Source organism: Pseudomonas sp. BF-B-15 (assembly GCF_019946675.1).
Classification (GTDB): Bacteria; Pseudomonadota; Gammaproteobacteria; order Pseudomonadales; family Pseudomonadaceae; genus Aquipseudomonas; species Aquipseudomonas migulae.
Genome location: NZ_JAGYFZ010000001.1, coordinates 161217 through 181052 on the forward strand (window position 1 = coordinate 161217; position 19836 = coordinate 181052).

Below are 19836 nucleotides of genomic sequence, written 5' to 3' on the forward strand. Positions count from 1 at the left end.
GGAACTTGTCGGGGTCCGTTACTTACTCATGCTAGAGCCCGGCGTTTTTGATCGGCCGGTCACTGCGAATTCAACTGTTGAGAACCCCCATTATGTCCGCTGAAACATCCATCATCCTGGTCGTTGAAGACGACGACATTGTGCGCATGCTGATCGTCGATGTGCTGGAGGAGCTGGAATTCAAGGTTCTGGAGGCGAACGGATGCGAGCAGGCGCTGGAATTTCTCAATGATGAAGATCAATACATCGATCTGATGATGACCGACGTCGGTTTGCCGGTCATGGATGGCCGCGAACTGGCCACGCAGGCGCGCATGGTACGCCCGGAACTGCCCGTCCTGTTTGCCAGCGGCTACGCAGAAAATATTGAGGTGCCCGCCGGAATGCATGTGATCGGCAAACCGTTTTCCATTGATCAATTGCGCGACAAGGTCAAAGGCATTCTCGCTATTACCTAGCCTTCGTTGAGCGGGCTGAGGAATCGTCCTCGGCTGTGGTTTAATTGCGCCCCGCTTTTATTCCCCTGCCCGCTTCAAGGAATCTCCCTGCATGAGTCTGCCCCGCGCCACCAAAGTCCTGGTTATCGGCTACGTCTGGCCCGAGCCACGCTCTTCCGCGGCGGGTGGGTATGTGATGCAACTGCTCGGGACGTTTCTGCAACAAGGTTGGGACGTGACCTTCAGCAGCCCCGCCGGCGCTGGCGAACATCAGGAAGACCTGACGGCGCTGGGCATTCGTGAAGTGCCGATTGAACTGAACAACAGCAGTTTCGATGTGTTTGTCCGCGAACTGGCGCCGGACATCGTGCTGTTCGAGCAATTCATGATGGAAGAACAGTTCGGCTGGCGTGTCGAGAAGCACTGCCCCGATGCCTTGCGCGTGCTCGGAACGCAGGATTTGCAAAGCCTGCGCCATGCCCGGCATCAACGACTCAAGGACCGGTTGAAGGCCAGCGACGACGACAATGACTTCAGCGGGCTGTTCGCACCGGCCTTGCGTGAAGAGTTCGAACTGATGGCCGACACCGACCTGGCGAAACGGGAAATCGCTGCGTTGTATCGCTGCGACTTGAACCTGATGATTTCCGAAACGGAAATCGAGTTGCTGGTCGAGCAGTTCAAGGTGCCACGCAGCCTGCTGCACTGGTGCCCGTTGATGGTCGATCCACCGAGCGCGCCGCTGGCGGGTTTTGAGGAGCGCACGGACTTCCTCAGTATCGGCAACTTCCGTCACGCGCCCAACTGGGATGCGGTGCTCTGGATGAAAACCACCATTTGGCCACTGATCCGCGAGCAATTGCCCACCGCTCGTTTGCTCATCTACGGGGCTTACACGCCACCCAAGGCGACCGCGCTGCACAATGCGGCGCAAGGTTTCCATGTAATGAACTGGGCAGAAGACGCGTTGCAAGTGATGTCGGCCGCTCGCGTGTGCCTGGCGCCGTTGCGTTTCGGTGCGGGCATCAAGGGCAAAATCGTCGATGCGATGATTTGCGGTACACCGAATGTCACCACGCCGATCGGTGCCGAAGCGATGTATGGCCAAGGCCCCTGGCCGGGCGCCGTGACCCGCACGGCACGCGAGTTTGCCGATAGCGCGGTGCAACTCTATAAAGACCAGGCCCAATGGTCGAACGCCCAGGCAGTTGGCCTGGAACTGCTGGCCGAACGTTATCAGCTGCACACCCACGGCCCGGCGCTGATTGCAAAACTCGAGTATTGCCAACAGCACTTGCGGACACTAAGACGGGACAACTTTACCGGCAGCATGTTGCGCCACCACCAACATAAAAGCACTCAATACATGGCGCAATGGATTGAAGCGAAAAACAGAACTAAAGATGACACTTGATCGTTAGAATCGTCTCCTCTGACGATTAACCTACTGCGCAAGGACGCACAATGAATAACGATCTAACAGCAACTAAGCTTAATTTCTTCTACAACAACCAATCATTTACAACCAATAGTTGGATGACCCAACTTCCGGCCATTGATTCACTCTCGCTTGCGGAACTTGTTTTACCTGGCGCGCATAATGCCGGCGTGGACAAAAAGGCCTCGTATGCGGCGCCGGGCATCAGTCACTGGGCCGCTTGCCAGACCCATACGTTCTACTATCAATTGACCCAAGGCGCCCGCGCGCTCGATGTCAGGCTGGAGTATGTAATCGGCAGCAATGGCGTCGGAACCTTCTGGTGCCAGCACAACGGTTTTCGTTCCTCCCGCTCCCTGGAAGACCTGATCACGAGCGTGATCCGGTTTCTGCAGGAAAACCCCGATGAGTTCATCGTGCTGGATTTTCATCAGTTGAATGCAGGCAACCAGGCCTTTGACCATCGGGAGTTCAACCGCCTGCTGATGACTCATTTGGGTGACCGGATAATTCCCTACACGAATGCGGGCCTGACACTCGGGCAATTGAAACGGGCCAGTCATGCCCGGCGTGTGCTGGTTGCCGCCGAATATCACCCGAGCTTCGATGCCACCTTGTTTTGCCGGTACATTCCGCACGAATGGAGCGGAATCGGGACGACCAGCATCAGTGAGCTGAACGCGCATATCTCGCAGGTCATGCGATACCCGCCAACCAGCGACATGCCATGGTCGCTCTCCGCCACCAGTTACCATGCCGTGGGCGGACCGGTGAACATCGGCGAACAGCTTGATCAATGGTTTGACCCGGCCGTCAGCGAGTGGATTCTGAAGTGCAGCATTATCAATGCGGACTTTTTTGAAGCATCGAATCTGGTCAGCCATTGCCGGATGGCCAATCTGATCAAAGCCAACGCCTGACACTATTAATTTGTGCAGATGTTTCCGTCACTGGCAATGCTGGAACGCACCCCTATGCTTGAAACTACATATATCCACTTCATCCCACGGATGGGCTGAAGCCACTATCAGGAATGACAATGACCCAATCTTTACAAGGTACGTTCGACAAAAAGAAATGGATGAGTAATGTGCTCGACATCGACCGCCTGAAGTTGACTGACTTGATCTGGCCAGGCACTCACAACAGCGGCATGGACAAAAAAGCCCCCAACTATGATGTTGTCATTGGTAACTGGACCACGTGCCAAAACGATTCATTTGCGTGGCAACTGGCCAATGGTGCACGGGCATTTGATATCCGACTTGGTTACACCGAGGGGCACGATCAATCGATCTTCTACTTTCATCACAATGGCTTTCAGTCTCATCGTGTCCTTGATGAGCTGATCGACGCGACAACCGCGTTCCTTGATCAAAACCCGGACGAGTTCATCGTCTTCGACTTCCACCAAATGGGCGACGGTGCCAAGCGTTTTGACCACAAGAAACTCAATGACCTGCTGGTGAGTCGACTCGGGCACCGAGTCATACCGTCCTATGACGCGTCGAAAACGGTGGGCCAACTCAAACGCATGAGCACCCGCCGCAGGCTGGTGCTGGCAGCGCACGTTGTGCGGGGGCTGGACGATGATTACTTCTGGCCGCGCATTCCGCACAAATGGAGCGGCGAAACCTTCACCGACACGGCGGAACTGGAGCGCCACATTGCCAACGAGCTGCAAGACGCACCGTTCGAGAGCTTTCTCTGGTCGTTGTCGGCCACCAGCTACGGTTTTCTGGGCGGGCCTCAGGACATCAAGAACCAGATCAACGCCTGGTTCAACCCGACCCGGGACTGGGTGACGCGATGCAGCATTGTCAGCACCGACTTTTTCGATGAGTCAGACATCGTGCGTTACTGCTGGAGCGCGTCGAGCATGAAGGCGGTTTATGGCAGCGCCCTGCATCCGTAACCGGGCGCATGACGTCGGTCGACATGCCCCAGGCTGGCAATGTCGGCCGGTAAAGAGGCATGATCAGGGCGCAATAACAATAAAAGCGCCCTGATATGACCCGGACTGCCAGAGTCACCGATCCTTCCTACGAACTGATGGACGACCATAACGGGTTGTCGATCATCTATCGCCAGCACGGTTTCCCCTGCCCCTTGGTGCGCTGGCATTTTCACAAGGAATACGAACTGCACCTGATCGTCGCCAGCTCCGGCAAGGTGTTCATTGGCGACTACATCGGCAACTTCTATCCGGAAACTCTCTTCCTCACCGGCCCCAACCTGCCCCACAACTGGATCAGCCAGGTCGCCGAGGACGAAGTGGTGCCCAAGCGGGACATGCTGGTCAACTTCACCGACGAGCTGTTCGAGAGCGGCCACCAGGTGTTTGCCGAACTCAAGACACTGGCGCCCTTGCTGGAGCGCGCGCAGTACGGCATCGAATTTCGCTGCAAACACACCATCCGCCAGGCGATGACCTTGATGCAGCGGATCGCCGACACCAAAGGCATGACCCGCCTCGGACACTTTTTCATTTTGCTGGAGCTGCTCGCAGCCACCGACGACTACCAACTGCTGTCCGGTGCCACAACGCCGCAACTGGCGGATGAACACAATATCGATCGCACCAACCGCGCGGTGGATTACATCTTTGCCCACTACGCCCGTGAACTGCCGCTGGAGGAAGTCGCCGAGCACCTGGGCATGAAGCCGACCTATTTCAGTCGCGTGTTCAAGCAAGCCACCGGGCGCTGCTTCATCGAGTTCGTCAACCGGCTGCGCATCAGCAAATCCTGTGAACTGCTGGCCGACGGCGACAAACCGGTGACCGATGTGTGCTTCGAGTCGGGCTTCAACAATATCTCCAATTTCAATCGGCGTTTTCAGCAGTTGAAAGGCATGACGCCATCGCATTATCGGCGGTTGGCGGTGCAGCGGTTGACCGAACAAAACCTGGTTTGACCCAAAACCCTGTGGGAGCGAGCCTGCTCGCGATGGCGGCGTGTCAGGCTACATCAATGCTGGCTGATACGACCTCATCGCGAGCAGGCTCGCTCCCACAGGTGCTTATTTCAACCTGAAACCTGTACGTATTCGATAGCGCCTGACCGCCGAAAAGCCCTTCCCTGTGTTTCACGCCACCAACCTCAGTGCAAAATAGTATCAATTCAAGTGCGATGGATGATTTGTCTCATCCTCAATTGAAGGCTGTAATCAGCGCACATTCTTCCTGCCCCGGAAGACACAAAAACAATAACCGTCCTTCTGTCCCCTCCGGGTGCAGAAAAGGAGTGCACGATGCAACCTTCTGTAAAAGCTCTGCTAGCCCTCACCTGCATGACCCTCAGCAGCGTCAGCCTCGGCGCTCAGACCCTGACCATCGCCACCGTCAACAACAGCGACATGATCCGCATGCAAAAGCTCTCGAAAACCTTCGAAGCCGAGCACCCGGACATCAAGCTCAATTGGGTGGTGCTCGAAGAAAACGTCCTGCGTCAGCGCCTGACCACTGACATCGCCACTCAGGGCGGGCAGTTCGACGTGCTGACCATCGGCATGTACGAAGCTGCACTCTGGGGCGCCAAGGGCTGGCTTGAACCGATGAAGGATTTGCCGGCCACATATGACCTCGACGCCGTGTTCCCTTCGGTGCGTGAAGGCCTGTCAGTCAAGGGTTCGCTGTATGCCTTGCCGTTCTACGCCGAAAGCTCCATCACCTATTACCGCACCGACCTGTTCAAGGACGCCGGGCTGACCATGCCGGAACATCCGACCTGGGAACAGATCGGCGAATTCGCCAGCAAACTCACCAACAAGGATAAAGAGCAGTACGGCATCTGCCTGCGCGGCAAGGCCGGCTGGGGCGAGAACATGGCGCTGATCACCACCGTCGCCAATGCTTATGGCGCGCGCTGGTTCGATGAGAAGTGGCAACCGGAATTCACCGGCCCCGAGTGGAAAAACGCCCTGAATTTCTACGTCGACACCATGAAGAAGTCAGGCCCGCCGGGCGCGTCGAGCAACGGCTTCAACGAAAACCTGGCGCTGTTCAACAGCGGCAAATGCGCGATCTGGGTCGATGCCAGCGTCGCCGGCTCGTTCGTCACCGACAAAACCCAGAGCAAGGTCAGCGAGCACGTGGGCTTCACCTACGCGCCGCACCAGACCACCGACAAAGGCTCGGCCTGGCTCTATTCCTGGGCACTGGCGATTCCGACCAGCTCCAAAGCCAAGGACGCGGCGAAGACCTTCAGTGCTTGGGCAACCTCCAAGGAATACGGCGCACTGGTCGCGGAAAAAGACGGCATTGCCAACGTACCGCCAGGCACGCGGGCCTCGACTTACAGCGAGGCGTACATGAGCGCCGCGCCATTTGCCAAGGTCACGCTTGAGTCGCTGAAAACGGCGGACCCAAGCAAGCCGACGCTCAAGCCTGTGCCTTACATCGGCATTCAGCTGGTGACCATCCCCGAGTTCCAGGGCATTGGCACTCAGGTAGGCAAGTCGTTCTCGGCGGCGCTGATCGGTCAGACCACGGTCGACCAGGCCCTGACCGCCGCCCAGCAAACCACCGAACGTGAGATGAAGCGCGCGGGTTACCCCAAGTAACCCCGCAAAGCCCCCTGTAGGAGCGAGGCTTGCCCGCGAAAGCGTCGGTACATCCGACAAATATCTTTCGCCAGAACCATCGCTTTCGCGGGCAAGTCGGATCGCCGCACCGCTCGCTCCTACAGTTGATCTTCATTTGTCTGTTCTTAACGGTTTAACGCCATGAATATTTCAACTGCCAAAGCTCACATGGACATTCCCCAGCCGGTGCGTAAAAGCCGGTTGGCCAACCCCGGCTGGTTTCTGGTCAGCCCCTCGGTGGCCTTGCTGCTGCTGTGGATGATCGTGCCGCTGGGCATGACTGTTTACTTCTCGATGATCCGCTACAACCTGCTCAACCCGGGCGAAAACGAGTTCGTGGGGCTTGAGAACTTCACCTACTTCCTGACCGACTCCGGGTTCATGCCCGGCGCCACCAACACGTTGTTGTTGGTGGGCAGCGTGTTGCTGATCAGCGTGGTGCTCGGGGTGTTGATCAGTGCGTTGCTGGAGGCCAGTGATTTTCTCGGTCGCGGCGTCGTGCGGGTGATGTTGATCTCGCCGTTTTTCATCATGCCCACCGTCGGTGCGTTGATCTGGAAGAACCTGATTTTCCACCCGGTGTCGGGGATTCTCGCCTACGTCTGGAAACTGTTCGGCGCGCAACCGGTGGACTGGCTGGCGCACTACCCGCTGCTGTCGATCATCATCATTGTGTCCTGGCAATGGCTGCCCTTCGCGATCCTGATCCTGATGACCGCCATGCAGTCCCTCGACCAGGAACAGAAAGAAGCCGCGCGCCTCGACGGTGCCGGGCCGATTGCGATCTTCTGGCACCTGACCCTGCCGCACCTGGCACGACCGATTGCCGTCGTGGTGATGATCGAAACGATCTTCCTGCTCTCGGTGTTCGCCGAAATTTTCACCACCACCAACGGCGGCCCCGGCTACGCCTCGACCAACCTCGCCTACCTGATCTACAACCAGGCGCTGGTGCAGTTCGACGTCGGCATGGCGTCCGCCGGCGGTTTGATTGCGGTGGTGATCGCCAACATCGCGGCCATCGTGCTGGTGCGCATGATCGGCAAAAACCTGACAGACAAAGCCTGAGGCCCGCGCCATGACCCTTCAACAATCCCGTCGTCTGCAAAGTGTGCTGCTCGGCACGCTGGCCTGGGCCATCGCGATCCTGATCTTCTTCCCGATTTTCTGGATGGTGCTGACCAGTTTCAAAACCGAAATCGATGCGTTCGCCACGCCGCCGCAATTCATCTTCACACCGACGCTGGAGAACTACCTGCACATCAACGAGCGCAGCGATTACTTCAGTTTTGCCTGGAACTCGGTGGTGATTTCCTTCAGCGCCACGGCGCTGTGCCTGCTGATCGCGGTGCCGGCGGCCTACTCGATGGCGTTCTACGAAACCCAGCGCACCAAAGGCACGCTGCTGTGGATGCTCTCGACCAAGATGCTGCCGCCGGTGGGCGTGCTGATGCCGATCTACCTGCTGGCCAAGAGCTTTGGCCTGCTCGACACGCGCATCGCGCTGATCGTGATCTACACGCTGATCAACCTGCCCATCGTGGTCTGGATGATTTACACCTACTTCAAGGACATCCCCAAGGACATCCTCGAAGCCGCACGTCTGGACGGTGCCACGCTGTGGCAGGAAATGATTCGCGTGTTGTTGCCGATCGCCAAGGGCGGCCTGGCTTCCACAGTGCTGCTGTCGCTGATCCTGTGCTGGAACGAAGCCTTCTGGTCGCTGAACCTGACCTCGTCGAAAGCCGCGCCACTGACCGCGCTGATCGCTTCGTACTCAAGCCCCGAGGGGTTGTTCTGGGCCAAGTTGTCGGCGGTGTCGACCCTGGCCTGCGCGCCGATCCTGATCTTCGGCTGGATCAGCCAGAAACAACTGGTCCGCGGCCTGTCGTTTGGCGCGGTGAAATAATCCGGTAACCGATCCCTGTAGGAGCACGGCTTGCCGGCGAAGGCGTCCGTGAGATCGCTTTCGCCGGCAAGCCTGGCTCCTACGAAAAGCCTGTCCGGTTTAACCCGAATAAAAACAAGCGGAGGCCCATCACCATGGCCAACCTGAAAATCAAGAATCTGCAAAAAGGCTTCGAAGGCTTTTCCATCATCAAAGGCATCGACCTGGAAGTGAACGACAAGGAATTCGTGGTCTTCGTCGGCCCGTCCGGCTGCGGCAAGTCCACCCTGCTGCGCCTGATCGCCGGCCTGGAAGAAGTCAGCGGCGGCAGCATCGAACTCGACGGCCGCGACATCACCGAAGTCAGCCCGGCCAAGCGTGACCTGGCGATGGTGTTCCAGACCTACGCCCTGTACCCGCACATGAGCGTGCGCAAAAACATGTCGTTCGCCCTCGATCTGGCCGGCGTACCGAAAGCCGAAGTCGAGAAGAAAGTCGGCGAGGCGGCGCGCATCCTTGAGCTCGGGCCGATGCTGGAGCGCAAGCCGAAGCAACTGTCGGGCGGTCAGCGTCAACGCGTGGCCATCGGCCGCGCCATCGTGCGCAACCCGAAAATCTTCCTGTTCGACGAACCGCTGTCCAACCTCGACGCGGCGCTGCGCGTACAGATGCGCCTGGAACTGTTGCGCCTGCACAAGGAACTGCAAGCCACGATGATCTACGTGACCCACGACCAGGTCGAAGCCATGACCATGGCCGACAAAGTGGTCGTGCTCAATGGCGGCAAGATCGAGCAAGTCGGCTCGCCGCTGGACCTGTATCACCAGCCCGCCAACCTGTTTGTCGCAGGCTTTCTCGGCACACCGAAGATGGGCTTTCTCAAGGGCAAAGTCACCCGTGTCGACAGCCAAAGCTGCGAAGTGGCGCTCGATGCCGGCACCCGCATCACGTTGCCGCTGAGCGGCGCCAGCCTGAGCGTCGGTGGCGCGGTGACGCTGGGCATTCGCCCGGAACATCTGGAGCTGGCAAAAACCGGCGATTGCACCTTGCAGGTCACCGCCGACGTCAGCGAACGACTGGGCAGCGACACCTTCTGCCACGTCCGGACCTCCTCCGGTGAAGCGCTGACCATGCGGGTTCGCGGCGATCTGGCCAGCCGTTATGGCGAGGCGCTGAGCCTGCACCTGGACGCCGAACACTGCCATTTATTCGATGCCGACGGCGTGGCGCTGACCCGCCCGTTGCGCGCAGCGGCCTGATTTCAGAGAGCCTGTGATGAAACTGAATAAACAGAACCTGCACCACCTCGCCCCCGAAGTGGTCCTGCCCGCCTACGCCCTGAGCGACGCCCGCCAAGGCATCGCGCACATTGGCGTCGGCGGCTTCCACCGCGCCCATCAGGCGTATTACACCGACGCCTTGATGAACACTGGCGAAGGCCTGGACTGGGCGATTTGCGGCGTCGGCCTGCGCGCCGAAGACCGCCGCGCCCGGGACGATCTGAAGGAGCAGGATTACCTGTTCACCCTGTTTGAACTCGGCGACACCGACGACACCGAAGTCCGGGTCATCGGCGCGATCCGCGACATGCTGCTGGCCGAGGACGGTGCGCAAGCGTTGATCGACAAACTGTCGAGCCCCGAGATCCGCATCGTCTCGTTGACCATCACCGAGGGCGGTTACTGCATCGACGACAGCAACGGCGAATTCATGGCCCACCTGCCGCAGATCCAGCACGACCTCGCGCACCCGGATTCGCCGAAAACCGTGTTCGGTTTTCTCTGCGCGGCGCTGGCCAAACGCCGGGCTGCGGGCACGCCGGCGTTCACCTTGATGTCCTGCGATAACCTGCCGCACAACGGCGCGGTCACCCGCAAAGCGCTGCTGGCCTTCGCCGCGCTGCGCGATGCAGACCTGCACGACTGGATCGCCGCAAACGTCAGCTTCCCGAATGCGATGGTCGACCGCATCACGCCGATGACCTGCACCGAACATCGCCTGCAACTGGCCGACAAACACGCGGTCGACGATGCCTGGCCGGTGGTCTGCGAACCGTTTGTGCAGTGGGTACTGGAGGACAAGTTCGTCAACGGTCGCCCGGCCTGGGAAAAGGTCGGCGTGCAATTCACCAACGACGTCACGCCGTACGAAGAGATGAAAATCAAACTGCTCAACGGCAGTCACCTGGCGCTGACGTACCTGGGGTTTTTGAAGGGTTACCGCTTCGTTCACGAGCCCATGAACGACCCGCTGTTTGTTCGATACATGCGCGCCTACATGGACCTGGACGTGACGCCGCAACTGTCGCCCGTGCCGGGGATTGATCTGACTGATTACAAGAACACCCTGGTGGAACGCTTTTCCAATCAGGCGATTGCCGATCAGCTGGAGCGTGTGTGCTCGGACGGTTCGTCGAAGTTTCCCAAGTTCACCATTCCGACCATCAACCGCTTGATTGCCGATGGCCGGGAGACCAAGCGTGCGGCGCTGGTGGTGGCGGCTTGGGCGTTGTATTTGAAGGGTGTGGACGAAAATGGTGATACCTATGCCATTCCGGATCCTCGGGCGGCGTTTTGTCAGGCGCTGGTGGCCGATGATGCGTTGATGACCCAGCGGCTGCTGGGGGTGGAGGAGATTTTTGGTACGGCGATTGCGCATTCGCCAGAGTTTGTCGCGGCGTTTGAGTGGTGCTGCAACAGTTTGCGCGAGGTTGGGGTTTCGCGGACGTTGGAGCGGGTGTTGGCGTAAAAGCGGCGGTGACATCACCGCCGTCATCGCGAGCAGGCTCGCTCCCACATTGGATCGGTGTCGTACACAAAATCCGCGTCCACTAAAGATCCCCTGTAGGAGCGAGGCTTGCCCGCGAATGGCTTCACCCCGATAGACCTGACACACCAAGGACCTCCCATGGCAAACCAACAACTTTTCCTCGGCATCGACTGCGGCACCCAAGGCACCAAAGCCATCATCCTCGATGCCCACAGCGGTCAGGTCCTCGGCCAAGGCGCCGCCGCGCACACGTTGATCAGCGGCGCCAATGGCCGTCGCGAGCAGGACACCTCGCAATGGCTGGAAGCATTCACTGCTGCCACGCATCGTGCGCTGATCGCGGCAAACGTCGACGGCCAGGACATCCTCGGCATCGGCGTTTCCGGTCAGCAACACGGCCTGGTCCTGCTCGACGATCAAGGCCAGGTACTGCGCCCCGCCAAGCTCTGGTGTGACACCGAATCCACTCCGGAGAACGACCGTCTACTGGCGCACATTGGCGGTGAAAAAGGCTCGCTCGAACGCCTCGGCGTGGTCATCGCACCGGGCTACACCGTTTCAAAACTGCTCTGGACCAAAGAACAGCACCCGGAGGTTTTTTCCCGGATCGCGCGCATCCTGCTGCCCCACGACTACCTCAACTACTGGCTGACCTGCCGCAGTTGCAGCGAGTACGGCGATGCCTCGGGCACCGGTTATTTCAACGTGCGCACCCGCCAGTGGGACTTGCAGCTGCTGCGCGACATTGACCCCAGCGGTCGCTTGCAAGCAGCGCTGCCGGAGCTTATCGACGCCCATCAAGCGGTGGGCACGATCCTGCCGGGCATCGCCGAGCACCTGGGCATCAACCCCAAGGCGCTGGTGTCCAGCGGCGGTGGCGACAACATGATGGGCGCCATCGGCACCGGCAATATCCGGCCCGGCGCGATCACCATGAGCCTCGGTTCCTCGGGCACGGTGTACGCCTATGCCGACCAACCGACCGTCAGCGCTGACGCGTCGGTCGCGACGTTCTGTTCCTCCAGCGGTGGCTGGTTGCCGCTGATCTGCACCATGAACCTGACCAATGCCACCGGAGTGATTCGCGATCTGTTCGAGCTGGATATCGAGCAGTTCAACGCCCTCGTCGCGCAAGCACCGATCGGCGCCGAAGGTGTGAGCATGCTGCCGTTTCTCAACGGCGAGCGCGTCCCCGCCCTGCCCCACGCCACCGGCAGCCTGCTCGGCTTGACCATGACCAACCTGACGCAAGCCAATTTGTGCCGCGCCGTGGTCGAAGGCACGACCTTCGGTTTGCGTTATGGGCTGGACCTGCTGCGCCACAATGGCTTACAAAGCCGCACCATCTGCCTGATCGGCGGCGGCTCGAAAAGCCCGGTGTGGCGCCAGATTGTCGCCGACATCATGAACACCAAGGTGATCTGCACCGAACAAAGCGAAGCCGCCGCCCTCGGCGCGGCGATTCAGGCGGCGTGGTGCAAATCCTGGGCAAACGGCCACGAAGACAGCCTCGCGGACTTGTGCGAGCGTTGCGTGAAGCTCGATCCGGCCAGCGAAACCCTGCCGATTGCAGAAAATGTAACGGCCTGTCAGCAGGCCTATGAACGCTATCAACAGCATGTCGCAACCCTTTAAAGAGTGAACAACTATGTATCTGGTGTGTGGCGAAGCGCTGTTCGATTTCTTCAGTGAAGACGACGCCAGCGGTCTGGCTTCAAAAGTGAATTTCAAGGCGATTGCCGGCGGCTCGCCCTTCAACGTGGCGGTCGGTTTGCGCCGCTTGGGCGTGGACGCGGCGCTGTTTGCCGGGTTGTCGACGGACTATCTGGGCCGGCGTTTGCAGCAAGTGTTGCAAGATGAAGGCGTACGCCCGGATTACCTGGTGGATTTCGCCGCACCGACCACCCTGGCGATGGTCGCGGTCGGTGCCAATGGTTCACCGCAGTACAGTTTCCGTGGTGAAGGTTGCGCAGATCGGCAGTTGAAACCGGAGCATCTGCCGGAACTGGGGCCAGAGGTGCGCGGCTTGCACATTGGCTCGTTCTCGCTGGTGGTGCAGCCGATTGCCGACACGCTGCTGGCCTTGGTGCAGCGGGAAAGTGGCAAGCGTCTGATCAGCCTTGATCCGAACGTGCGGCTCAATCCTGAACCGAACATCGAGCTTTGGCGTTCGCGGGTTGCGACGCTGGTTGAGCTGGCCGACCTGATCAAAGTCAGCGATGAGGACCTGAGCCTGTTGTATCCCGGGCAGGATCCGCAGCAAGTGATTGAAGGCTGGTTGCAGCATCGCTGTCAGGTGGTGTTCCTGACCCGTGGCGGCGAAGGGGCGACAGTGTTTTGCCGCAATCACGGTTCGTGGTCGGTGCCGGCCTGTCCGGTGAAGATTGCCGACACCGTTGGGGCTGGCGATACGTTCCAGGCGGCGTTGATTACCTGGCTGACCGAGCAGCAGCTGGATTCGGTCGAGGGCGTTCAATCGCTGGCGCGCGAGCAGATCGACGGGATGTTGAAGTTTGCGGTGCGGGCAGCGGCGCTGACGTGCAGCAAGACCGGGCCGGATTTGCCGTTTCGGCAGCAGTTGGATCTTGGCTGAATGTGAGGGCCCCATCGCGAGCAGGCTCGCTCCCACATTGGCTCGATGCCGAACACAAGATCCATGTTCACTAAAGATCCATTGTGGGAGCGAGCCTGCTCGCGATGGCGGCCTGTCAGGCGCTACAAGACTGAAAAGTTGTAGCTGATGATCAACCGCGTCTCATCCACGTCCCGGGCAAACTTCTCGTAGTTGGTCCGATATGTCGCGTTACGCAGCCGCAGGCTGACATCCTTGAACGTCCCGCTTTGCACCACGTACTTGAGCTCGCTGTCGCGCTCCCACTCCTTCCCTTCCTGATCGCTGCCAAGCACCTTGATGTGGTCGCCATTCACATAACGGGTCAGGAAACTCAGGCCGTTGATGCCGATCGACTTGAAGTCATAGTCATAACGCAGTTGCCACGAACGCTCCTGCGCGGCGGCGAAGTCATTGACCTGCACGTAGTTCACCAGGTACGGATTGGTGCCATCCAGGTACGGCATCGAGTTGTCGCCGTTCATGCGCTGCCAACCGGCGCTGAAGGTGTGGCCGCTGATGGCGTACGCGAGCATGCCGCTCAGTGCGCGGTTGTCGATGGAGCCGGCACGCTCGGCGCCGCTGTCGGCACTCTTGAGCACGCGCAGATCAGCCTTGAGCACGCCCTCACCCAGCGGCTGACTGGCCAGCAAACCCACGAAGTGCTGGCGATAGATGTCTTCCAGCTCGGCGTAGTGATACTGCGCAGTCAGGCGCTCATTGATCTTGTAGTCGAAGCCATACATGTCGAAGTGATCGGCGGTGACGTTGCAGGCGTAGCGCTTGTTCTTGCAGTGCACGCGGATGTCCTGGGCGTCGGTCGAGTCCCGGGCGGTGTACTGGTCCAGGCGCGCGGCCATGAACGTCAGGTCCTTGATCTCTTTAGAGGTGAGCTGCGCGCCGTTGAACATCGTCGGCAGCAAACGCCCGTCGTTGTACTTGAGCAGCGGCACGTCCGGCAGCAGCGCGCCGTACTTCAATACGCTGTCGGAGACGCGCACCTTGGCGGTCAGGCCAAGTTTGGCGTACTGGTCTTTCGAGCCACGCGGGTTTTCACCCGACGATGGCAGCAAGCCGCTGTTGCTGCTGTCGGCGCTGGAATCGAGCTTGAACCCGAGCATGCCCAGCGCATCGATACCGAAGCCGACGGTGCCTTCGGTGTAACCCGATTGCAGATTGAGAATGAAGCCCTGCGCCGACTCTTCGCGCTTGGACGCGCCCTGTTCGGTGGACGTATGACCATCACGAAAATCACGGTTGAAATACACCGTGCGCGATTCGATCTTCGCCGTGGTGTCATCGAGAAAACCGCTCGCCTGAGCCTGGACGGTAAAACCGGCGCACAGGACTAAAGCGCCGAAGCCGAGTGACTGGCGCGCGGTGATGAGTTGAAAAGGGGGACGCATGAAAAAGCTCCAACAGTGCAGCGTTTGCGCAAGGCGCAATAAGCCAGAAAATAGCTTCGCCCCGGACCAGGAACTGGCCAGGATGAAGGCGACACACGGGGGTGAGCGGCAATGATGGCAGAAGGCTTTTACCGGCTACAGACGACTTTAGTCGGAAAATGACTCCCTGTTCTGGCACGGCGTTGACCAGCGGGGGCAATTGATCGATGAGCCCGCAGGCGAAGAGCCCCCGTGTTTATTGGTCGAAACCGTGCCATTAGGGGTTTTCCCGATGCCGGGGTACGCCCTCATCTACGGCATTTGCGCCTTGAACGAGGCGGTTTAATCCTGCACCATCCGCTCCTGCTTATCCAAAGGACGGAATTCAAGGCATGCTGGACGCAAACGCAATCCATATTTCCCTCACGCTGGAAGGCGTTTCCGCTGACCTTCAGGTACTCAGTTTCGTCGGTCGCGAAGCCCTCAATCAGCCCTTCTGTTTTGACATCGAACTGGTCAGCGCGCGCCCCGACCTGAAACTCGAAGAATTGCTGCACAAGCCCGGCTGCCTGACCTTCGGCGCCACCGGCGAAGGCATCATTCACGGCCTGGTCTATCGCATCGAGCAAGGCGACTCCGGCAAAAGCCTGACCCGCTACAGCATCAGCCTGGTGCCGCAACTGGCCTACCTGCGCCACAACCATGACCAGCAGATTTTCCAGCATTTGACGGTGCCGAAGATCATCGCCCAAGTCCTTGAGGCCCGCGGCATTCTGGCCGACGCCTATGACTTCCAGCTCGGCGCGATCTACCCCGAGCGTGTCTACTGCGTGCAGTACGACGAATCCGACCTGCATTTCATCCAGCGCCTGTGCGAAGAAGAAGGCATTCACTTCCACTTCCAGCACAGCAGCAGCGGCCACAAACTGGTGTTCGGCGACGACCAGACGGTGTTCCGCAAACTGGCGCCCGTGGCCTATCAGCAAGACTCGGGCATGGCCGCCGAGAAACCGGTGATCAAGCGCTTCAACCTGCGCCTGGAAACCCGCACCAGCCGCGTCAGCCGTCGCGATTACGACTTCGAAAAACCGCGCATCCTGCCTGAAGGCGCCGCTTCCAGTGCGTTCGCTCCGGACCTGGAAGACTACGACTACCCCGGCCGTTTCACCGACCGTGCCCGTGGCAAGCAACTGGCAACCCGCGCCCTCGAACGCCACCGCAGCGACTACAAACTCGCGGAAGGCAAAGGCGACCAGCCGACGCTGGTCAGCGGTCACTTCATGGCTCTGAGCGAACACCCGCGCGCCGAATGGAACGACCTCTGGCTGCTGCTGGAAGTGGTCCACGAAGGCAAGCAACCACAAGTGCTCGGCGCCAACGTCACCAGCGACGTCACCCACAACAAAGACGATTTCCACCAGGGCTACCGCAACCGCTTCCTCGCCACGCCGTGGGACGCGCACTACCGCCCTGCCCTCGAACACCCGAAACCGCAAGTCCTCGGCAGCCAGACCGCCATCGTCACCGGCCCGCCCGGCTCGGAAATCCACTGCGACGAGTACGGCCGCGTCAAAGTGCAATTCCACTGGGACCGCGACGGCCAGGCCAACGACAACACCAGTTGCTGGCTGCGCGTCGCCACCGGCTGGGCCGGCAGCGCCTATGGCGGCATCGCCATCCCGCGTGTCGGCATGGAAGTGCTCGTCACCTTCCTCGAAGGCGACCCCGACCAACCGCTGGTCACCGGCTGCCTGTACCACAAGGAAAACGTCGTCCCCTACGACCTGCCGGCGAACAAAACCCGCAGCACCTTCAAGACCCTCAGCTCACCGGGCGGCAAGGGCTACAACGAATTTCGCATCGAAGACAAAAAAGGCGCGGAACAGATCTACCTGCATGCCCAGCGCGACTGGGATGAAAACATCGAACACGACCAGAAAATCCGCATCGGCAATGAGCGGCATGACACGGTTGAGGCAAAGGTGTTTAGCGAGTTCAAGGTAGAAGAGCATCGGATCACACATCTGGATCGCAAGACTGAAGCGCGGGCGGATGATCACCTTACGGTGGGTGTAACCCAGCATGTGAAGGTCGGCACGGCGCAGTTTGTGGAGGCGGGTGAAGAGATTCACTACCACGCGGGTAATAAAGTGGTGGTTGAAGGCGGGATGGAACTGACGGCGAAGGCTGGCGGGAGTTTCGTCAAGGTCGATGCGGGGGGTGTGACGATTAGTGGGGCTGAGGTGAAGGCCAACTCGGGCGGTGCGCCGGGTGCGGGCACGGGGATTGCTCAGTTGCCGCCGGTGGTGCCGACGCCTGCCGATCAGGATCGTGCGGGGAATGTGGTGCAGGCGAAGACGGTTCACTAAAACAGTTACGGCGAGCGAACGGGTCTTGACTCGATCGCTCGGCCACTTCGTCCATTGTGGCGGGATCAAATGAAGAATGTTGTGTCTGGCATTGGGCTTGTCATTTTTTGCGTTCAGGCATTGGCTGCTCAACCGCCGTTACAAACGATGATCGATTGCGAATTGGCAGGATCACAACACACGATTTCGCTGCTGCGTGGCTCGCCGATCATCGATTCCTATATTTACAAAACCCGCTATGGCCAAATCACCCGGTTTATATACGAAGATGCAGAGGCCTCTCGAGGAAGCGAAGTGCAATGGCAATGCACTTCAGATCAAAAAAATACAAACGTACTGGTGGTGTCGGGCGAGTTCACTTCTAACTATCTGCAAGGAGCTTTGTTCTATTTCGATTCAACGGACGGGAAAATCCAACGTATTGATTTCGCCGAAAGGAACCGTCCTCGCTGGGTAAAAATATCTGTACAAGGAGCGCAGGTGATCTTTGAGAATACAGGCAATGAAAGCTCGCACAAATATTTGAGCTACGGGAAAAACGGGCTTTTTCTAGAGTTAGATGAGTTTCCAGTGGTCTCGAAGGGCGAGTCGTTAATACAACTGAACGCCTCCGAGCCTTGACGCGAGGCCCCTTCCATAAAAAATCCAGCGCCTACGGGCGCTGGATTTGTCAGTACAGATCAAACGTCAGGCTGGTGCCTTCCAGCCCAGCATCCGTTGCTGCGCAACCTTGAGCAAGTCGCAACCGTCCTGCGTCAGCAGGTAAAGGGCGTGCGTGATGTGCGGAATGTCCTGCACGTCGCCGTCTTTGAAACATTGGAGGTGGAGTGTTTCAAGTAGCTCGCTGGAGGCGCGGATACGCTGGAGGGCGGCTTCGAGGATGTCTTGGGGGTTGGCTTCGGTGTCGATGACCAGAGGCGTTGAGTCGGTGACGCTGCTTTTGATTGAACGGTAGCGATCGGGGAACGGATTTAACGTATGCATAGTAATTACTCGGACATTAATTAGTAATCGCCAGCACCGTGACCAAACGATGGGAGGCGGCTGTGTACAGGCTTGGTCAACCGATAACGCCCAAATCGGCTCGCCCGAAGGCGTCCCGCACACAGCCGCCATTACAACGCAATACGAGACATAGAAGTTCGTAGTGCGAATGAGGGCACATGTGGGGGCATTATCAGGTGACCAAACCTGTTCGCTGATTTTGCAGCGAGCCCAAACAGTAATCGCTACGCCCCATCAGCCGAAAGTCGACAAAGCATCCATCCTTGTAGGACGAAGCCGAAGCTACCGAAGATTTTCACCCCAACGAAACGCCTGACAGAATCGTCCCTTACGACAGGCGGCATTCAGCCGGGTTAACCATTGCTTAACCCTGCGGTCCAAGACTTTACTGGACCGCACGCCCTCAGGTTCCTCTGACGCCCAGTGCGGCAGGTTCGACGTTCACTACGTCGAACTCTCGTTCCGTCCGCACCGGAGATTGCTCATGAATACGCGCATTTTGCTGGTTACCGCTGCCCTCGCCTGCACCGGGTTTACCGGGCTTGCCCAGGCCGACGACACCACTTCCTCACAAGCCGTGCCCTACGAATACGGGATGCCGCTGCACGTGGCCAAGGTGGTTGCGCTGACCGAACCTACGACGCTGGACTGCAAAGTCATTACGGCTGAGATGAAGTACATCGATACGTCGGGAAAACCCGCAGAGATCTCGTATCGCAAATGGTCGGATGCGTGCAGTTATCAGAATTGATAACGCGACACTCATGCTTTTCTGTAGGAGCGAGCTTGCTCGCGAAAAACGTTCGGATAACGCGTTTATTCAGAAAACACGCGTTATCGTTTACGTCCATCGCGAGCAAGCTTGCTCCTACAGGAGTGGGCTTAAAGCGCTTGCCGGTCGGGATGCAGCGTCTGCAGCGCTGCCCTATGCTGAATTTCGGTGCGCAGCTCGGCAATCAGGTCATTGATTTCCCGGCAGCCATTGAGTGTGCTGGCGTCTATGCCAGTGACCAATAGATCCACTTGATCGGTCTGGCCGTCGGCATACACCTTGATGCTCATCGACAGGTCGGGCGTCAGCGTGCATTGACAACGTTTCGGCAGAAAACTGCTTTCGATGATGTTGCGAAGTTCCAAGGCAGAAAGAAACATGGCGACCCTCTCCTTATGTGAGATTGCCAATCAGCTATCAATGCCGACTCAACTCATTCGCGGCCAGCTTCAGGACCAGATGAAGCATAAAACATGCCCCGGATTTCGCCGTGCAGCTCATCGGTAATTCAAAGGTTTAATGTGTCTTCAAGTAAATGCACTCATGCAGTCTGCATGAACGCAGGTTCTCGCCCCTGC

18 protein-coding genes are annotated in these 19836 nt (G+C 58.8%); 15 read left to right on the forward strand and 3 right to left on the reverse strand.

Annotated elements, in window-relative coordinates; all coding sequences use genetic code 11:
• Positions 1–92 precede the first annotated feature (92 nt).
• The 12 genes from KGA97_RS00645 to KGA97_RS00700 all read left to right on the forward strand — a co-directional run bounded on the left by KGA97_RS00645 (position 93) and on the right by KGA97_RS00700 (position 13709).
• A complete protein-coding gene (locus KGA97_RS00645) occupies positions 93–458 on the forward strand; it encodes a response regulator (RefSeq protein WP_008044272.1) in 366 nt (121 codons plus the stop codon).
• A 91-nt stretch (positions 459–549) separates the two neighbouring features.
• Complete coding sequence (locus KGA97_RS00650) at positions 550–1851, forward strand: glycosyltransferase (protein WP_223480035.1); 1302 nt, start codon at positions 550–552, stop codon at positions 1849–1851.
• A 50-nt stretch (positions 1852–1901) separates the two neighbouring features.
• Positions 1902–2795, forward strand: coding sequence for a phospholipase (locus tag KGA97_RS00655; protein WP_223480036.1), 894 nt, complete (start codon positions 1902–1904; stop codon positions 2793–2795).
• Positions 2796–2914: 119 nt separating this feature from the next.
• Complete coding sequence (locus tag KGA97_RS00660; protein ID WP_223480037.1) at positions 2915–3790, forward strand: phospholipase; 876 nt, start codon at positions 2915–2917, stop codon at positions 3788–3790.
• Positions 3791–3885: 95 nt separating this feature from the next.
• Entirely contained in the window at positions 3886–4791 is a 906-nt protein-coding gene (locus tag KGA97_RS00665; protein ID WP_008044265.1) for an AraC family transcriptional regulator, read from the forward strand.
• 336 nt (positions 4792–5127) lie between these two features.
• Positions 5128–6438, forward strand: coding sequence for an ABC transporter substrate-binding protein (locus KGA97_RS00670; RefSeq protein WP_223480038.1), 1311 nt, complete (start codon positions 5128–5130; stop codon positions 6436–6438).
• Between the two features lie 162 nt (positions 6439–6600).
• Positions 6601–7527, forward strand: coding sequence for a carbohydrate ABC transporter permease (locus KGA97_RS00675; protein ID WP_032828623.1), 927 nt, complete (start codon positions 6601–6603; stop codon positions 7525–7527).
• 10 nt (positions 7528–7537) lie between these two features.
• On the forward strand, positions 7538–8368 hold the full coding sequence (locus KGA97_RS00680) for a carbohydrate ABC transporter permease (protein WP_223480039.1): 831 nt from the start codon (positions 7538–7540) through the stop codon (positions 8366–8368).
• 134 nt (positions 8369–8502) lie between these two features.
• Positions 8503–9606 carry an ABC transporter ATP-binding protein gene (locus KGA97_RS00685; protein ID WP_223434339.1) on the forward strand — a complete coding sequence of 368 codons (1104 nt, stop codon included), beginning with the start codon at positions 8503–8505 and terminating at the stop codon, positions 9604–9606.
• A gap of 16 nt (positions 9607–9622) precedes the next feature.
• Positions 9623–11095: a mannitol dehydrogenase family protein gene (locus KGA97_RS00690; protein WP_223480040.1), complete on the forward strand. Its 1473-nt coding sequence runs from the start codon at positions 9623–9625 to the stop codon at positions 11093–11095.
• Positions 11096–11254: 159 nt separating this feature from the next.
• Positions 11255–12751: a xylulokinase gene (gene xylB, locus KGA97_RS00695; protein WP_223480041.1), complete on the forward strand. Its 1497-nt coding sequence runs from the start codon at positions 11255–11257 to the stop codon at positions 12749–12751.
• 13 nt (positions 12752–12764) lie between these two features.
• Positions 12765–13709: a carbohydrate kinase family protein gene (locus KGA97_RS00700; RefSeq protein ID WP_223480042.1), complete on the forward strand. Its 945-nt coding sequence runs from the start codon at positions 12765–12767 to the stop codon at positions 13707–13709.
• Positions 13710–13831: 122 nt separating this feature from the next.
• Here KGA97_RS00700 and KGA97_RS00705 read toward each other — a convergent pair whose 3' ends face one another.
• On the reverse strand, positions 13832–15133 hold the full coding sequence (locus KGA97_RS00705) for an OprD family porin (protein ID WP_207284366.1): 1302 nt from the start codon (positions 15131–15133) through the stop codon (positions 13832–13834).
• Positions 15134–15504: 371 nt separating this feature from the next.
• Here KGA97_RS00705 and KGA97_RS00710 point away from each other — a divergent pair, with 371 nt between their 5' ends.
• Both KGA97_RS00710 and KGA97_RS00715 read left to right on the forward strand, forming a co-directional pair.
• Positions 15505–17481, forward strand: coding sequence for a type VI secretion system tip protein VgrG (locus tag KGA97_RS00710; protein WP_223451586.1), 1977 nt, complete (start codon positions 15505–15507; stop codon positions 17479–17481).
• Between the two features lie 69 nt (positions 17482–17550).
• Positions 17551–18102 (forward strand): hypothetical protein, encoded by a 552-nt coding sequence (locus tag KGA97_RS00715; protein WP_223480043.1) that lies wholly within the window; start codon positions 17551–17553, stop codon positions 18100–18102.
• 66 nt (positions 18103–18168) lie between these two features.
• On the opposite strand, the gene KGA97_RS00720 is transcribed toward KGA97_RS00715, so the two are convergent.
• Entirely contained in the window at positions 18169–18465 is a 297-nt protein-coding gene (locus KGA97_RS00720; RefSeq protein ID WP_223434345.1) for a hypothetical protein, read from the reverse strand.
• Between the two features lie 505 nt (positions 18466–18970).
• Between KGA97_RS00720 and KGA97_RS00725 the strand changes: the two genes are divergently transcribed.
• The gene (locus KGA97_RS00725; protein WP_008044241.1) at positions 18971–19237 is read left to right on the forward strand and encodes a DUF2790 domain-containing protein; all 267 of its coding nucleotides are present in this window, start codon (positions 18971–18973) and stop codon (positions 19235–19237) included.
• A 131-nt stretch (positions 19238–19368) separates the two neighbouring features.
• Here the strand turns inward: KGA97_RS00725 and KGA97_RS00730 are convergent, their stop codons facing one another.
• The gene (locus KGA97_RS00730; RefSeq protein WP_008026579.1) at positions 19369–19638 is read right to left on the reverse strand and encodes a DUF1652 domain-containing protein; all 270 of its coding nucleotides are present in this window, start codon (positions 19636–19638) and stop codon (positions 19369–19371) included.
• Between the last annotated feature and the right edge of the window lie 198 nt (positions 19639–19836).

Bases quoted from the DNA above. Each gene is read 5' to 3' on its own strand.
- KGA97_RS00645 (WP_008044272.1), top strand. From the start codon at position 93: ATGTCCGCTGAAACATCCATCATCCTGGTCGTTGAAGACGACGACATT.
- KGA97_RS00675 (WP_032828623.1), top strand. From the start codon at position 6,601: ATGAATATTTCAACTGCCAAAGCTCACATGGACATTCCCCAGCCGGTG.
- KGA97_RS00690 (WP_223480040.1), top strand. From the start codon at position 9,623: ATGAAACTGAATAAACAGAACCTGCACCACCTCGCCCCCGAAGTGGTC.
- KGA97_RS00660 (WP_223480037.1), top strand. From the start codon at position 2,915: ATGACCCAATCTTTACAAGGTACGTTCGACAAAAAGAAATGGATGAGT.
- KGA97_RS00650 (WP_223480035.1), top strand. From the start codon at position 550: ATGAGTCTGCCCCGCGCCACCAAAGTCCTGGTTATCGGCTACGTCTGG.
- xylB (WP_223480041.1), top strand. From the start codon at position 11,255: ATGGCAAACCAACAACTTTTCCTCGGCATCGACTGCGGCACCCAAGGC.
- KGA97_RS00665 (WP_008044265.1), top strand. From the start codon at position 3,886: ATGACCCGGACTGCCAGAGTCACCGATCCTTCCTACGAACTGATGGAC.
- KGA97_RS00655 (WP_223480036.1), top strand. From the start codon at position 1,902: ATGAATAACGATCTAACAGCAACTAAGCTTAATTTCTTCTACAACAAC.
- KGA97_RS00720 (WP_223434345.1), bottom strand. From the start codon at position 18,465: ATGCATACGTTAAATCCGTTCCCCGATCGCTACCGTTCAATCAAAAGC.
- KGA97_RS00705 (WP_207284366.1), bottom strand. From the start codon at position 15,133: ATGCGTCCCCCTTTTCAACTCATCACCGCGCGCCAGTCACTCGGCTTC.
- KGA97_RS00725 (WP_008044241.1), top strand. From the start codon at position 18,971: ATGAATACGCGCATTTTGCTGGTTACCGCTGCCCTCGCCTGCACCGGG.
- KGA97_RS00680 (WP_223480039.1), top strand. From the start codon at position 7,538: ATGACCCTTCAACAATCCCGTCGTCTGCAAAGTGTGCTGCTCGGCACG.
- KGA97_RS00685 (WP_223434339.1), top strand. From the start codon at position 8,503: ATGGCCAACCTGAAAATCAAGAATCTGCAAAAAGGCTTCGAAGGCTTT.
- KGA97_RS00710 (WP_223451586.1), top strand. From the start codon at position 15,505: ATGCTGGACGCAAACGCAATCCATATTTCCCTCACGCTGGAAGGCGTT.
- KGA97_RS00730 (WP_008026579.1), bottom strand. From the start codon at position 19,638: ATGTTTCTTTCTGCCTTGGAACTTCGCAACATCATCGAAAGCAGTTTT.
- KGA97_RS00670 (WP_223480038.1), top strand. From the start codon at position 5,128: ATGCAACCTTCTGTAAAAGCTCTGCTAGCCCTCACCTGCATGACCCTC.
- KGA97_RS00700 (WP_223480042.1), top strand. From the start codon at position 12,765: ATGTATCTGGTGTGTGGCGAAGCGCTGTTCGATTTCTTCAGTGAAGAC.
- KGA97_RS00715 (WP_223480043.1), top strand. From the start codon at position 17,551: ATGAAGAATGTTGTGTCTGGCATTGGGCTTGTCATTTTTTGCGTTCAG.